The sequence below is a fragment of the Sphingomonas longa genome (genome assembly GCF_016892685.1).
In the GTDB taxonomy this organism is placed as follows: domain Bacteria; phylum Pseudomonadota; class Alphaproteobacteria; order Sphingomonadales; family Sphingomonadaceae; genus Sphingomonas; species Sphingomonas longa.
Genome location: NZ_JAFEMC010000003.1, coordinates 345,939 through 360,895 on the forward strand (window position 1 = coordinate 345,939; position 14,957 = coordinate 360,895).

The 14,957-nt window shown below is 64.6% G+C and carries 11 protein-coding genes and 1 pseudogene; 9 read left to right on the top strand and 3 right to left on the bottom strand.

All coding sequences use genetic code 11. The features are described from left to right. The first annotated feature begins 63 nt into the window (after window positions 1-63). From ILT43_RS11655 to ILT43_RS11685, 7 genes and pseudogenes are all read left to right on the top strand, one after another. Window positions 64-1,704, top strand: coding sequence for a TolC family outer membrane protein (locus tag ILT43_RS11655; RefSeq protein ID WP_204199131.1), 1,641 nt, complete (start codon window positions 64-66; stop codon window positions 1,702-1,704). Beyond that, entirely contained in the window at window positions 1,701-2,222 is a 522-nt protein-coding gene (locus ILT43_RS11660; RefSeq protein ID WP_204199132.1) for a PEPxxWA-CTERM sorting domain-containing protein, read from the top strand. The genes ILT43_RS11655 and ILT43_RS11660 overlap by 4 nt, the downstream gene beginning before the upstream one ends. A 44-nt stretch (window positions 2,223-2,266) precedes the next feature. Beyond that, entirely contained in the window at window positions 2,267-4,036 is a 1,770-nt protein-coding gene (locus ILT43_RS11665; RefSeq protein ID WP_204199133.1) for a type I secretion system permease/ATPase, read from the top strand. Then, window positions 4,033-5,385: an HlyD family type I secretion periplasmic adaptor subunit gene (locus ILT43_RS11670; RefSeq protein ID WP_204199134.1), complete on the top strand. Its 1,353-nt coding sequence runs from the start codon at window positions 4,033-4,035 to the stop codon at window positions 5,383-5,385. Before ILT43_RS11665 ends, ILT43_RS11670 begins: the two co-directional genes overlap by 4 nt. A gap of 189 nt (window positions 5,386-5,574) precedes the next feature. After that, window positions 5,575-5,732: pseudogene (locus ILT43_RS11675) on the top strand (IS3 family transposase); the annotation flags it as partial. 251 nt (window positions 5,733-5,983) lie between these two features. Next, a complete protein-coding gene (locus tag ILT43_RS11680; protein WP_204199135.1) occupies window positions 5,984-8,788 on the top strand; it encodes a TonB-dependent receptor in 2,805 nt (934 codons plus the stop codon). Between the two features lie 221 nt (window positions 8,789-9,009). Beyond that, on the top strand, window positions 9,010-9,879 hold the full coding sequence (locus tag ILT43_RS11685; protein WP_204199136.1) for an SMP-30/gluconolactonase/LRE family protein: 870 nt from the start codon (window positions 9,010-9,012) through the stop codon (window positions 9,877-9,879). Window positions 9,880-9,889: 10 nt separating this feature from the next. On the opposite strand, the gene ILT43_RS11690 is transcribed toward ILT43_RS11685, so the two are convergent. Genes ILT43_RS11690 through ILT43_RS11700 form a run of 3 tightly spaced genes read right to left on the bottom strand, consistent with a single transcriptional unit; the run spans window position 9,890 to window position 13,009 of the window. Further along, window positions 9,890-10,513 carry a 2-dehydro-3-deoxy-6-phosphogalactonate aldolase gene (locus ILT43_RS11690; protein ID WP_204199137.1) on the bottom strand — a complete coding sequence of 208 codons (624 nt, stop codon included), beginning with the start codon at window positions 10,511-10,513 and terminating at the stop codon, window positions 9,890-9,892. Continuing rightward, window positions 10,513-11,406, bottom strand: coding sequence for a 2-dehydro-3-deoxygalactonokinase (locus tag ILT43_RS11695; protein WP_204199138.1), 894 nt, complete (start codon window positions 11,404-11,406; stop codon window positions 10,513-10,515). Before ILT43_RS11695 ends, ILT43_RS11690 begins: the two co-directional genes overlap by 1 nt. A 10-nt stretch (window positions 11,407-11,416) precedes the next feature. Beyond that, window positions 11,417-13,009 carry a sodium:solute symporter family transporter gene (locus ILT43_RS11700; RefSeq protein WP_204199139.1) on the bottom strand — a complete coding sequence of 531 codons (1,593 nt, stop codon included), beginning with the start codon at window positions 13,007-13,009 and terminating at the stop codon, window positions 11,417-11,419. Window positions 13,010-13,138: 129 nt separating this feature from the next. On the opposite strand from ILT43_RS11700, the gene ILT43_RS11705 reads away from it, so the two are divergent. Further along, on the top strand, window positions 13,139-13,870 hold the full coding sequence (locus ILT43_RS11705; RefSeq protein ID WP_239474697.1) for a FadR/GntR family transcriptional regulator: 732 nt from the start codon (window positions 13,139-13,141) through the stop codon (window positions 13,868-13,870). Between the two features lie 22 nt (window positions 13,871-13,892). Further along, on the top strand, window positions 13,893-14,825 hold the full coding sequence (locus ILT43_RS11710; protein ID WP_204199141.1) for a Gfo/Idh/MocA family protein: 933 nt from the start codon (window positions 13,893-13,895) through the stop codon (window positions 14,823-14,825). Window positions 14,826-14,957: the final 132 nt, after the last annotated feature.

Genomic DNA, 14,957 nt, shown 5'->3' on the forward strand with positions numbered 1-14,957 from the left:
TCCGGCCGACCGGGGCGGCGCCACGCCGCCCCGGTCCTTTTCTTGACATCGGAGTCTGTGCCCTTGGCGACCCTGCTCAGCATAGGCGATCGACGCACGACGTTCGCCCATCGGCGGCGCCTTGCTTTCGGTAGCGCCAGCCGGGTTCAACCGGTCGCATCGCGCGGGCGCGGTGGGCGGCTGGTCGCGTCGTTGCTGCTGCTGGCAGGGCCAACGACCGCCTCCGGCGAAACACTGGCCGATGCGATCGTCGATGCCTATCGCAGCAATCCCAGGCTGCAGGCCCAGCGCGCCGAGTTGCGGGCGCTGGACGAAACCGTGATCGAGGCGCTGAGTCCCTATCGCCTGGGCGCGCAGATCGCCGGCAACCTCAACTACAACGAGCGTCGCCAACGCGGCATCTCGACCGAGGGGTTCACGCTGTTCGAGCAGCGCACGATCGGCGTGGCGCTGACCGTCAATCAGCTGTTGACCAGCGGCGGACGCACCGCGGCGCAGGTGTCGGCCGCGGAGGCCGATGTCCTGTCGGGTCGCGAACGCCTGCGCGAGCTGGAGAACAATACGCTGCTGCAAGTCGTGGACGCTTACGTATCCGTCCGTCGCGATCAGCAGTTGATCGCGATCCAGTTGCGGGCCGTGGAAAGTTACGATCGTCAGGTAAGGCAGAACCAGTCGCGCGAACGGGAGGGCGATCTTGCCCGGACGGACGTCTCGCAGGCTCAGGCCCAGCTCTTCATCATCAGGGCGGCACTGGCACAGGCGAAGGCCAATCTGGAACAGAGCCGCTCCCGCTTCGCCACGCTGGTCGGCCGCAATCCCGGTGCACTCGATACCGAACCGCCGCTCCCGGGCGTGCCCGCGACATCGGGAGAGGCGCAGACGCTGGCGGCTGACGACAGCCCCGTGCTGTGGCAGGCGAAGCTGGCGGAGAAGGCGAGCCGGCACAGGATCGCCGCCGCCCGGGCCGAACGCAACCCGACGATCGCGGCGCAGGGGTCGTTCGGCTACGTCAATCCGCTGGGCTTCCAGTCCCGTGATCTGGGCAGCAACGTCGGAGGGGGCGTGACGTTCACGCTGCCGATCCTGACCCAGGGCGTAGTGGGATCACGCGTCCGTGCAGCGATCGCGGCGCAGCAATCGGCCGGCTTCCAGATCGAGGATGCACGCCGAAGCATTGCCGCCGGCATCCTCAATGCCTGGAACCAGACCGTCACCGCGCAGGAACAGTTGAGCGCCGGCATGGCTGCGATCCAGGCGGCAGAGGCCGCGGCGACGGGCGTCCGTCGTGGTTTCGGAGAAGGGCTGCGCTCCAACTTCGAGGTGATCGACTCCGAACAGCGGCTGCTCAACGCACAGGTTCTCGTCGTGAACGCGCGATATGGCCAGTATCTCGGCCAGGCGACGTTGCTGGCGTTCATCGGCCGCCTTCGCGCGGATGCGCTGGTCTGGGGCGTCACCCCCTATGATCCCACGAACAATCTCGTGCAGCAGCGTCGCTCGCAGATCGGCCCCTACGTGCCGTTCGTCCGCGCCTACGACAAGCTGTCGGTACCCAGCGGCCGGAGCCGCGACGCACCCGTGCCCGCGCCGGTGCCGACGCCGCAGATGCTGGCGACGACAGCCGCAGCGCCGGGGGGGCCGCTTGCCAGCGACCTACCCGACTTGCCGCAATCCAGCACCACCAAGAGGGAGATAGTACAATGAACCGTAAGACCGCATGGATGATGATGGCCGCCCCAATTGCCCTCGCCGCGACACCGGCCGATGCCGCAACGTTCCTGTTCCAGATCACGGGAGCCTATCAGGCGAGCTTTTCGGTCGATACCGACGATCTGATGCCGCCCGCCGAGGTCGCCGCGGGCTATTTCACGATTCTCGACACGCCCGGCACCTTTGGTGGCGTGACGCAGATCGCGCGGTCCGTGACGTTCAATACGACCGCCTGGGATGGAGGTCTGACGATCCAACTTCCCGATGACGATTTCCGCGGCTTTCTGGGCTCGCAATTGTTCAGCGGAACGACCGCGATGCCGACGCTGCTGACCGGCGTCTACACGCTGGCATCGGACATTGATCAGTCCGTCGTGACGCTGACGATCACGCCGGGCATGGCCGCCGTGCCGGAGCCTGCCACATGGGCGATGATGATCGGCGGCTTCGGCGCGGTAGGCTTTGCGGCGCGGCGTCGCACCGCGAACCGGCGGACCGTCCGCTTCGCCTGACCTGCCACGATCATGCATGCGCCCGGCCCGAAACGGCCGGGCGCATGTTCTACGACCGGAAAGCCCCGATGTCCGACAACGCTGCTCCCAATCCCCTGTCCCATGCCTTACGCGCGGCGCGGCGGCATCTGTGGGCCGCGGCGTTGTTCAGCGGCCTGGTCAATATCCTCTACCTGGCACCATCCATCTTCATGCTGCAGGTCTACGACCGCGTCGTCCCCACCCGCGGTGGAGCCACGCTGCTGGCTTTGATCCTGGTGTTGATCGTGACGTTGGCGGTGTTCGCGGTGCTGGACCTAGTGCGCATGCGCTTGCTGTTGCGTGCCAGCGTTCGGCTGGAGAAGCTGGCCGCTCCTGCGATCCTCCACCGCATTCTCGATGCCAATCGGGCGACGGTCTCCGACCGGATGACGGCGCTCCGCAATTTCGACACCGTGCGGGGAACATTGGTCGGACCGGCCGTGGTGGCCGTGTTCGATGCACCCTGGACTCCGGTGTATCTGATCGTTTGTTTTCTGTTGCACGCATGGATCGGTTTACTGGCGGTGGCCGCGCTGGTGTTGCTGAGTCTTGTGGCATTCCTCGGCGAGCGTGCGACGCGGTCGGGAATCGCGGCGTCCACCGCGGGCGCGGGCGTGCTCACGCGTTCGCAGGATTACTCCATCGCGACAGCGGAGGTCGGACGTGCGCTGGGCATGCGCGACGCTCTGGTCGCCCGGCATCTGTCGGAGCGCGCGAGCGTGGTGGCCGATCAGGGCCTGGTCGCCAGGACATCGGGCGGCTTTCTTGCAACTACCAAATTCCTGCGGTTGCTGTTCCAATCTTTGGCTCTGGCGCTGGGCGCCTGGTTGGCGATCCGGCAGAGCATATCGGCTGGCGCGATCTTCGCCGCGTCGTTGCTCGTCGGTCGGGCACTTCAACCGGTGGAACAGATACTGGGCGCGTGGAAGAACGTGACCGGCGCACGTGCCGCGTACCAGGGCCTGTCCACGTTCCTCACCCTGAATTCCTCAGCGGCTCCGCCCACGACATTGCCGGCGCCGGAAGGCCTGCTCGACGTCGAAAGGGTCTTTGTTCGGGCACCTGGCAGCGACAAGGCGATACTGAAGGCGGTGAGCTTCTCTGCCAAACCGGGGGAGGTCGTTGCGCTGGTCGGACCCAGCGGCGCAGGCAAGTCGACCCTGTTACGCGCGCTCGTCGGTGCGATACGGCCTGACGCGGGCGAGGTCAGGATAGACGGTGCCAAGTTGTCGGATTGGGATGCGCAGGCTCTCGGTGGATATCTGGGGTACATGCCGCAGACACCGACGCTGTTCCCCGCCAGTGTCCACGCGAACATTTCGCGGTTCAGTAGATCGGAAACATCGGGTGATATCGATGCCGCGGTGATCGACGCTGCACGGCGCGCGGGCGCACACGAGATGATCCTACGTCTGCCGCAGGGATATGACACGATGCTATCGATCCGCGAGAGCGGCGGCCTCTCTGCCGGGCAGCGGCAACTCGTCGCGCTGGCGCGGGCCCTGTTCGGGCGCCCCCGCTTCCTGTTTCTCGACGAGCCCAACGCTCATCTCGACACGAATGGCGAGGTGATGTTGGCGGGTGTCCTGGCGCATGCAAAGGCGAACGGCATCACGACGATCGTTTCGACGCATCGCACCGGCCTGTTGCAAGTTGCCGACCATATCCTGCTGCTTCGCGATGGCGAGGTAGAGTTCTTCAAGAGCCGCGCCGAGGCGATGGCCGGGCAATCTGCGCAAGGTGTTTCAGCGCCGCAGCAGGAGCCCAAGGTAGTGGCGGAGGTCGGAGCATGATCGCGGTGGCCCCGGCGCACGGGCGGTTCGGCGATGTCAACGATCTTGACGACTCCCCGCGGCGGGCGCTGATCGTCGGCAGCGGTGTCGCGATTCTGTTCTTCGTCGTCTTTCTGGGCTGGGCCGCCATGGCGCGACTGGACGCAGCGGCTTTCGGCGGCGGTCAGGTTGTCGTTGCCGGCAATCGGCAGGTGATCCAGCACCGCTACGGCGGAGATGTAGAGCAGGTGCTGGTCAGGGACGGGCAGCGCGTACGCGCCGGCGATGCCCTGGTCCGGCTATCGGGGTCCGAAGTCGCCGCGACGGAACGCGCGCTCGCAGGAGCGGTAATCGATCTCCAGGCACAACGGGCGCGGCTCGAAGCGGAGGTGACCGGCGGGACGATCCGTTGGCCCAAGGAATTCGCGCAAGTCGAGGGCGCGGACCGGTTGCTGGTGGACGCGGCCAAGCGGCTTCAGCTCGCACAATCCCAGGCGCAGCGTAATCTTTTGTCGTCTCGCTACGGTATACTGCGATCCGAACGTGATCAACTTGCGAGGCAGATCCAAGGCTTCGAGGCGCAGTCCGCATCGACGGCGGAGCAACGAGAATCCTTGCAGGCGCAAATGGAAAGCACGCGCCGCCTCGCCGAGAGCGGGGATGTTTCGCGCAATACCGTCCGTGCGCTCGAACGAAACATGGCGGCACTGGACGGCAGCAACGCGGATCTAATCGCACGGGCCGCCGCGTCTCGCGCCCAGGTCGCGGGTACGCGCGATCAGGTCGCCCAGGCCCGTCGGCAGCTCGTCGACGAAAACGCGAAGATGCTCCGTGAGACGCAGTTTCAGCTCAATGATGCGCTCCCCAAGTGGATCGCCGCAAAGGAGCAGGTGGAGCGGACGATCGTCCGTGCGCCGGTGTCGGGGCGCGTCGTCGACCTCAGGGTGCATTCCGCGGGCGGTGTGATCGCGGCCGGACAGCCGATCCTCGACATCGTACCTGATGCCGCCCCGCTGGAGGTTCGCGCGACCTTCGCGCCGGAGGATATCGACGGTGTGGTGTCCGGCAAGCCGGCGGAAGTAAAGTTTCTGTCGCTGCACGACCGCGACCTGCCGATCCTGATGGGCGTGGTCCGGACGGTGTCGGCCGATAGCGTCCGCGACGATCGCACCGGGCTCAGCCAGTTCACCGCCACGATCGTCATACCCGACGATCAGGTGGCCATGTTGCGAGCGGCGCGGGGCGCGGACACCGGTATCCGCGCCGGCGTACCCGTGCAGGTAACTGTCACGCTTCAAAAGCGAAGCGCACTCCAGTACATGCTAGATCCCCTGACGGAGACTTTGTCCCGGTCCTTCTCGGAGCGTTAACCAAAGCGCGCTGTTAGCCGCTCCACTTTCCGCTTGCTTCGATACAAGACGTATCAATCCATATCCTCGTCGGTTGCATGAGCTATTTTCCGCCTATGGATCATCCGACACAAGCACCTTCGCGCTCATATGAGCTGCCCCCGTCTGAGTGATCCATTGACTATGACAGTCTGGATCGAGGAAGGCCGCGAGATCGTCTACAGCCTCGTCGAGGCTAGGTGCTGATTCAAGCTTGGCGGCGGCACTACACGCCGAGCGCCCACACAGTAGCCTGGGGCTACCGCTCGCCGGCCCGGGAAGCGGCCACACCGCCATTGTCGGCCTCCGGTTCCGCTTCGCTCCACCTTGGCCAGCAATGGCGGAAACCACGATGCACCAACTATCTACCCGGACCATACCGCGGGCGCCGCTCCGTCGGCGGAGCAGCAGCAAACTGCTGCTGCGCGTCTTCAGAAAATCTTCGTCAAGTTTTCTGATGAGAAACGCACTTTTATATTGAATAGCCTCTGCAAGCCGATATGCTCGATATTATACCATATAATATGGGTATGTGGGGGGCTGTATGACAAAGGCATATCTATCCATGACTTGTGGGGTCATGGCGCTCGTGTTCGGTACGAGCAGCGTGCACGCTCAAGACGATTCGGTCAGACAGCGACAATCCGGAGACGCGTCTCGCAGTCAGTCGGCAGTCTCATCCGATAGCACGGCAGAAACCGAGGAGGAGGAGGAGGCGGCCAAGAATGAAATCATCGTCGTCGGTATTCGGGGCAGCATCACCAGCGCAGTCAATAAAAAGCGCAATGCGAAGCAGATCGTGGACTCCGTCGTCTCGGAAGACGTCGGCAAATTGCCGGACAACAACGTCGTCGATGCCATTGCTCGAATTCCCGGGGTTCAGATCACCCGGGAACGGGGGCAGGGGCAGGAAGTGTTGATCCGCGGTCTGGGCGGCGTTCAGACAACGGTCAACGGCAACAACGCCAATCTGGGCACCGCCCGATCGATCAGCCTTGCCGACGTTCCGGCCGAGCTCATCAAGGCCGTCGACGTATTCAAGACGCGCACGGCGGATCAGGTGGAAGGCAGCATCTCCGGTACGGTGAACATCGAACTGCGCCGGCCCCTCGACCTCAGCAAGGGATTGACGCTCGCGGGCAGCGCGCGCGGCCTGTATGACAATATCGCCAAGAAGGCTGGTCCCTTCCTGAGCGCCTTGGTAGCCTATCGAGCGGAAACCGGGATCGGCGATATGGGCTTTCTGGTCAACGGCTCCTTCACCCGCCAGAATTATCTGGAGACGTTCATCCAGAGCGAGTCGCCGTCAAGGGTATGTTGCGGTGACGACGAAACCGGAACGGTCGATTCCAACTCGTCACGCGCCCGGCTGCCGGCCAATTTGCGCAACATCATCGTTCCATTCGCGGCGCGGTCAGGCATTGACATCGGATATGTGGATCGCCCATCGCTCAACGCCGCATTTCAATGGGCACCCTCCTCCAATCTCAGTTTCGTTGTCGAAGGACTCTACACGGGCTCACGCGAACGCCGCGAGCTCAACCGATATTACGCCATCACAGGCGGATATGGTGAGACTCTTACCGACATCTCGATCAGGCCGGACGGCCGAACGGTCGATAAGGTGACGATGATCTCGAACCGACCGGGCTCGATCGCCGTCGGGATCGACAATCTTTACATCAGAAGCCAAAACAGTTTCTACCAGATCAACGGGGAGATGAGATGGACGAGCGATCGCGCCGACATCACATCGAGCATCTTGCATAGCTGGAGCAACTCCGGAAACTACAACATCCAGAACCTGCCCCGCCCTCCGCTATTGGAGCGGACTACGGTCGATTTCGCCAGCAATGTCGGCGGGTATTCGGTGCCGACGATTACCCTAGAAGGGATCGATCCGACCAATATCAACGATCTGGGACTGGAGCGTTTCCAGGATCTTCGCGGCAGCGATCACAACAAGGAATATCAGGCTCAGGTCGATCTGACCCTGAAATTCAGCGAGACCGGCTTTCTTCGTACGTTCCAGGCCGGAATGCGCGCCAATCGCCGCGAGGTAGCAAACAGCTTTGGCTTTCGTGATGCGTTTCCGAGAATAGTGATAGGGGGCGAGGAGTTTTTCGCTCCCCTGGCGGCTTTGCCGGGGGCCGAGTCCGCTCGCCCGATCGGGCCACCCATCAGGGGAGCACAGCAATGGGCAGCGATTCCGGGCAAGGTGCTTTACGACAGGATCGCTGACATCCGTACCTATCTTCAGCAGGCCGTACCAGGTCAGGGAGGCGCCCAATTTGCCACGGTTTTCCCACAAGGCCAATTGGGGCAACAGTTTGCCAGCCGTGAAAACAACTTCGCAATCTACGGTCAGATCAACTATGGTTTTAAACTAGGATTTCCGATCGACGGCACGATAGGCCTGCGGTACGTCAACAATTTCGGCACGAACCGCAGCACTGCTACGGAAAGAATTCGGCGCACCGTGAACGGCCAAATCGTAGAGAATGACGTCAACCGGGCTGCATTTGCACGTGGAAACTTCGTTGATCTCCTGCCCTCCGTGACTGCGACTGTTCACTTCACCGACAGAACGCAGATGCGTCTCTCCTATACGACGAATATCCAGCGCGCTGGCTTCGGTGCGTTGAGTCCATCCTACTTCATCAACCCGAATGACAATCCGCCAACGGTCGATGCCGGCAATCCGGACCTCAGGGCGCAGCGGGAGCGTTCGTATAACGTGAGCCTTGAAAACTATTTCGGCCGCGGGGGCATCCTCAGCCTTGCCGGCTTCTATAAAAAGGCGACCGGATTCCTCTATTATGATCGTGAACCGATTCTGGATCTGGGTCGTTACGGCCAGCCGGGTCGGTCCGGATTCTTGCGGACCAACCGGAATGGCGGAGCTGGGGAATTCATCGGCACCGAGGGACAGGCGCAGGCGTTTTTTGACTTCTTGCCTGGCGCCCTGGCCAATTTCGGCGCTTCGTTGAACGGCACCTATATGATCAAGGCGCGGCAGGTCCTGCCGTTCGAGGAAGGATTTCCGGGCGCCTACGACGGTAACGGCGTTTCCAAATGGACTGCCAACGCGGCACTGTTCTACACCACGCCGATGTTCAGCACTCGGATCGCGTATAATTATCGTTCACCTTATAGAAACGGCGCTGATCTTGGAAACCCGGAATATTCGCAGTTCTCGGACGCAACGGAACGTCTCGACGTAGCAGTAAACTACACGCCGAAGCGGTGGGTCACGTTCTCGATCGAAGCCACGAACCTGACCAACAACAATGCATACCAATATTTCGGTAAGGAAAACCTGCTCGGCAGTGGTGTGCGGCTTCAGGCGCGAACGGTGCAAGGCAGCATTCGCGTTCGGTATTGATGTGACATGGAATGGCGCGCGTGTCGGAAGACACCGCGCCCTTTCCGGGAGTTCCCCGGACATGTCGACTGCCGCGATATTCCTATTTTGCATCTCGTTGAGGTCGACTGCTCGACGGGATTGTTCAGGGCTGCCAAGTCCGCCTTGCGGATCGGTCATGACCGATCTTGTATGACTAATCGCCGCTAGGCTATGGCGCTGGCGACGATCAGGAGACGGATATGACCACCCCGGCCCCCCGTTTGCTCATCATCACCCGCGACCGAAGCGACCGGCTGGGAGAGGGCCCGACCTGGTCGGCGCGGGAGAATGCGCTGTATTGGGTCGACATCCTCGGCCAGCGGCTGAGCCGCCTCGATCTCGCCAGCGATGCGGTGACGAGTTGGGAGATGCCCGACACGATCGGCTGGGTCGTGGAGCGCGAGGATAGACCTGGCTTCGTCGCAGGTGTCGGCCGCCGCTTCGTCGCGCTGACGCTCGATCCGGTGACGGTGCAGCCGATCGCCGCGCCGGAGGACGATCGCGAAGGCAATCGCTTCAACGATGCCAAGGCGGATGCGCAGGGCCGCATCTGGGCCGGGTCGATGCCCTTCACCTGCGACCGGCCGAGCGGCAGCTTCTACCGCCTCGACACCGACGGCACTGCGACGCGCGTGGATGACGATTACACGATTGCCAACGGCCCCGCGATCGCGGCGGACGGGTCGTTCCTGCTCCACACCGACACCGCGCTCGGCACCATCTTCCGCTATCCGGTGAACGACGACGGCTCGCTGGGTCCCCGCACGCCGTTCATCGTGTTCGAGGACGCCTGGGGCAGCCCGGACGGCATGACCTTCGATGCCGAGGGTGGGCTGTGGGTCGGCTGCTGGGGCGGGTCCTGCGTCACGCGCTTCACGCCGGAGGGAAAACGCGACCGCAGCATCGCGCTGCCCGCGTCTCAGATTACCAGCTGCACCTTTGCCGGGCCGAACCTCGACCGGATGTTCGTCACGTCGTCGGGCGACGGTGTCGACGAAGCAGCGGGCGGCGCGCTGTTCGAGGTCGATCCGGGCGTCCGCGGCTTGCCGACGCTGCGGTATCGGGGGTGAACGGGCGCGCTCAGCGCGCGGCGTTGATCGCCGCCACGAACGCCTTGGCCGCCGCGCCGACCTTTGCCGCATCGTCGCCCACCTTGTAGAGCGCGGAACCCAGGCCGAAGCCGTTCGCCCCTGCGGCCAGCCACGGCGTCATCGTATCCGGCGCGACACCGCCGACGACCAGCATCGGCACATCCTTCGGCAAAACCGCGCGCTGCGCCTTCAACACGCCGGGGCTGGCCGCCTCCGCCGGGAACAGCTTCAGCGCGGTCGCGCCCGCTGCCAGCGCGGCGAATCCCTCGGATGGTGTGAAATAGCCGGGCAGCGAGGCCATGCCCTTTGCTGCCGTCGCGCGGATGACGTCGGGGTTGGTGTTGGGGGAGATGATCATCCGTCCCCCCGCATCCTGAACGCGGGCCACGTCCTCGACCGTCAGCACCGTGCCCGCGCCGATCATAGCCCGCTCGCCGTGCCGCTTCGCCAGCGCCGCGATGCTCGTGAACGGATCGGGCGAGTTCAGCGGCACCTCGATCAGCGTGAAGCCCGCCTCCACCAGCACGCCGCCGATCGCCTCGACCTCGTCGGGGCGCACACCGCGCAGGATCGCGACGAGCGGGCAGGCGGCAAAGGCGGGGGCGAAGTCCATCAGATCGGGTCCTGGCGAATACGGGCGTGAATACGTGTTATGCCGGCGACGAACGCGGCATGGCTGTCGATCAGATGGGCACGGCCCCCCGCGATGTCGATGGCGGTGGCGTAGAGCGCGCCGAGCACCGGATCGGCAAGCAAATAGACGTCGCGCGCATCGCCCCTGAGCCGCGCATGACAGTCGCTGCCGATCAGCAGGCCGCTGACGTAGCTGGCGGCGTCCTCGCGCGCGTGCAGCCCGAGGATGCCCGACGCGCGAACGCCGAACAGTGCGGCAGGCAGGTCGCGCGTGCGGGCATCCTCGACACCGGCGCGGAATGCGTCGCCGTCCGCCACGTCGCCCGCGGCCATGTCCGCGCCGATCAGGCTGTGCGCCTTCAACAGCGAGAACAACTCCCCCGTCATCGCGGTGGTGAAGTCGGCGATCGCGCCTGCCGCCATCCACGCCCATTTGCAATGCGTACCCGGCTGGCAGAGCAGCGCGTCGCCGGGTGCCAGTCCGGCGGCGACCGCGCCGAACAACTGCACCTCCTCGCCGCGCATCACGTCGCCGCGCCCATCGGCGCTGCGGCTGACGCCCGGCACGATGCGGATGCCGTCGCCGGCGACGACCGTCGCGGCGGCGACTGCATCCAGTGTGGCGGTGCAGGGGACATAGCCGGCGTCGACCCAGCCGCGGTTCGATCCCACCATCCCGGCGAGCAGCATCGGCGCGTCGCTATCGAAACGTCCGCGGATCGCGGCGGCGGCGTCGGGAAAGCCGCCCGCCGGCACCGCGAGAATACCGTCGCCGTCCCGCTCGGTCCGCAACACCGCGCCGTTCGCGTCGATGGCATAGGCGCGGCGGTTGGTGGTACCCCAGTCGACGGCGATGAAGGAAATGTCGGTCATGCGCCCAGCCTCACCAGAAGGTCGCATAGAGGACGATCAGGATCAGCACGACGCCGATCGCGCCGACGTTGAACCCCGAACTGGTGGCGTAGCGCACGTCACCCGTATCGATCGTGTCGGCGGCCCGTCGCGTCGGGATGACGAGCGATGCGACCACGGCCAGCGCCAGCGCGGCGAGGAACACCACGCCCATCCGGTCCATGAACGGCAGCGTTGGCATCGCCACCTTCAACAGCCACGACAGCACCACGGAGGCGATCGCCGCCGCCAGCGCGCCAGCCTCGTTCGCACGCTTCCAGAACAGGCCGAGCAGGAAGATGACGGTGATGCCGGGTGTGAAGAAGCCGGTGAACTCCTGGATGAACTGGAACGCCTGATCCGACGCGCCGAGCAGCGGCCGTGCGGTCAGGATCGCGATCAGGATTGCCACCGCTGCGGCGATCCGGCCGACCAGCACCAGCTTGCGGTCGTCGGCGCCGGTACCGTCCTCCGCGGCGCTGCGCTGCCGCTTCATCTTCGCCCACACGTCGAGCGTGAAGATCGTGGCGATGGAATTGATCTTCGATGCGGTCGACGCGATGATCGCCGCGATGAGCGCCGCGAAGACGAGGCCGAGCAGGCCGGTCGGCAACAGCCGCATCATCGTCGGATAGGCTTCGTCCGGCTTGGCGAGGTTCGGCGCCAGTACAACCGCGGCGATCCCGGGCAGGACGATGATGATCGGCATGATGAGCTTGATGAACGACGCGAACAGCACGCCCTTCTGCGCCTCGTCCAGCGACTTGGCGGCAAGTGCGCGCTGGATGATGTACTGGTTGAACCCCCAGTAGCTGAGGTTCGCGATCCACATGCCACCGATCAGCACCGACAGGCCGGGCAGGTCCATGTAATGCGGATCGCCCTTTTCCAGGATCATGTGGAAATGGCCGGGCAGCTCGGTGGTCAGTCGACTGAAGCCTCCGATCACGCCCGCGTCGCCGCCGATCTCGCCCAGCGTCAGATAGGCGATGATGAGGCCACCCAGCACCAGCAACGTGACCTGCACGATGTCGGTCAGCGCCACCGCCTTCAGTCCGCCTTTCAACTGATAGAGCAACGCGAACGCCCCGAGCGCGAAGAGCGCGACGTCCTGATCGACGCCCGCCACCTTGGTGACCGCGATCGAGCCGAGCCATATGATGCTCGTCAGGTTCACGAACACGTACAGCAGCAGCCAGAACACCGCCATCAGCGTACGGATGTTGGGGCCGTACCGCCGCTCCAGGAACTGCGGCATCGTGTAGATTTCGTTCTTCAGGAAGATCGGCAGGAAGAACTTGCCGACGATCAGCAGCGTCAGCGCCGCCATCCATTCGTACGAAGCGATGGCCAGCCCGATGGCATAGCCGGAGCCGGACATGCCGACGATCTGTTCGGCGGAGATGTTGGCTGCGATCAGGGACGCGCCGATCGCCCACCACGGCAGATTCTTAGACGCGAGGAAATAATCGGTCGAGTTCTTCGGCCCGGCGCCGGCCTTGTCGCGCGATACCCACTGCGCCAGCGCGAAGATGCCGATCGCGTAGGCGATGACGACGATGATATCGAGCGTGGCCAACTGCATCTGCGATCCCCTCACCGCCGATCAGCGCCGGCTGTTACGGTCTTTTTATATGATCGTTCGGACTTGTCGAGGGCGGAAACCTTCGCCATGCTGCACGCAAACATCGGGGAGGATCACGTGACCGGCGACATGGTTGGCGGGGAGGGCGGATTGCAGGTTCGGGGCCAGCTCGGCCGCAACCTGACGTTCGGCCTGCTCGAGGTTCTGGGCCGGTCGATCGTGGTCGGCGAATATCGCGGTCGCGCCTTCCCGACGGAGGCCGAGCTGGTGAAGCTGCACGGCGTCAGCCGCTCTGTCACGCGGGAAGCGGTGAAGATGCTGGGGGCCAAGGGGCTGCTCGGCGCGCGCCCGAAACAGGGCACGTTCGTGCAGCCCGACGAACAGTGGAACCTGTTCGACACCGACGTGCTCCGCTGGCTGCTGGAGCGCAAATCCTCGATCGTGCTGCTGCGCCGCTTCAACGAATTACGGATCGGCGTCGAGCCTCAGGCCGCCTGGCTCGCGGCGCAACGCGCGACCGCCGACCAGCGAGCGGCGATCGCCGCCGGTCTGGTGCGGATGCACGATGCGGAAATGGGTGATGACGACACGCTGGACGCCGATATCGCCTTCCACGTCGCGATCCTGCGCGCGTCGAACAATCCGTTCTTCGTGCAATTCCGCGAAGTTGTCTCGACGGCCTTGCGCACATCGATCCGATTCACCAATCGGATCAGCGGAAGAAGCGCCAGCATCGCGGATCATGCCGCGGTCGCCGACGCGATTCAGGCCGGCGATGCCGCCGCGGCCCGCGCCGCGATGGCGAAGCTGATCGACGACGTCCTCCAGCTGATCGAGCGAGACGCCGACCAGCGCGAATGACTGCAACAAGGAACGTGACTTCATGACTATCCGGCTTGGGATCGTCGGCGTCGGCAAGATCGCCCGCGACCAGCATCTGCCCGCCATCGCCGCAAATCCGCATTTCGATCTGGTCGCCGCCGCCAGCCGCCATGCCAGTGTCGACGGCATCGCCAGCTTTGCGACGATCGAGGAGATGCTGGCGGGTGTTCCCGATCTCGACGCCGTGTCGATCTGCACGCCGCCGGGCGGGCGAAGCGACATTGTCCGCGCCGCGATCGCCGCAGGCAAGCACGTGATGATCGAGAAGCCGCCGGGCGCCACCGTGTCCGAAGTGGTCGCGCTGGAACAACTGGCGGCGGATGCAGGCGTCACGCTGTTCGCGACATGGCATTCGCGGGAGGCATCGGGCGTCGATGCTGCGCGCGACTGGCTGGCGGACAAGCAGGTCACGTCGGTCGCGATCTCGTGGCGCGAGGACATCCGCGTCTGGCATCCCGGTCAGGACTGGATCCTGGGGCCGGGCGGGTTCGGCGTGTTCGATCCCGGCATCAACGCCCTGTCGATCGTCACCAAGATCCTGCCGACCGAACTCTCGGTGGAGAGCGGTGCCCTGCACGTGCCCGATGGCCGCGAGTCGCCGATCGCCGCGACCGTGCAGATGCGCTGCGGCAACGGCGCGCCGGGCCGCGTCGACCTCGACTTCCTCCAGACCGGCCCGCAGTCGTGGGACATCGTCGTGGAGACGACCGCCGGCACGCTCACCCTGCGCGACGGTGGCAAGACGCTATCGATCGACGGCAAAGGTGCGGCCGAGGGTGGTGGCATCGACGAGGGTGAGTATCCGCGGCTCTACGCCCGCTTCGCCGAGCTGGTCCCCAGTGCCGGTCGCGACGTCGACCTGCGCCCGCTGCAACTGGTGGCGGACGCTTACCTCGTCGCTCACCGCGTCGTGGCCGACCCGTTCGAGTTCTGAGGTTCGCTCGATCCTCCCTCGAAAGGGGAGGTGGCGCGAAGCGCCGGAGGGGTGTCACGCCGGCCGTTTCACCCCTCCGTCAGCCCTGCGGACCGCTACGTCCGCTTGCGGCGGAGGATTTGCCGCCCAAAA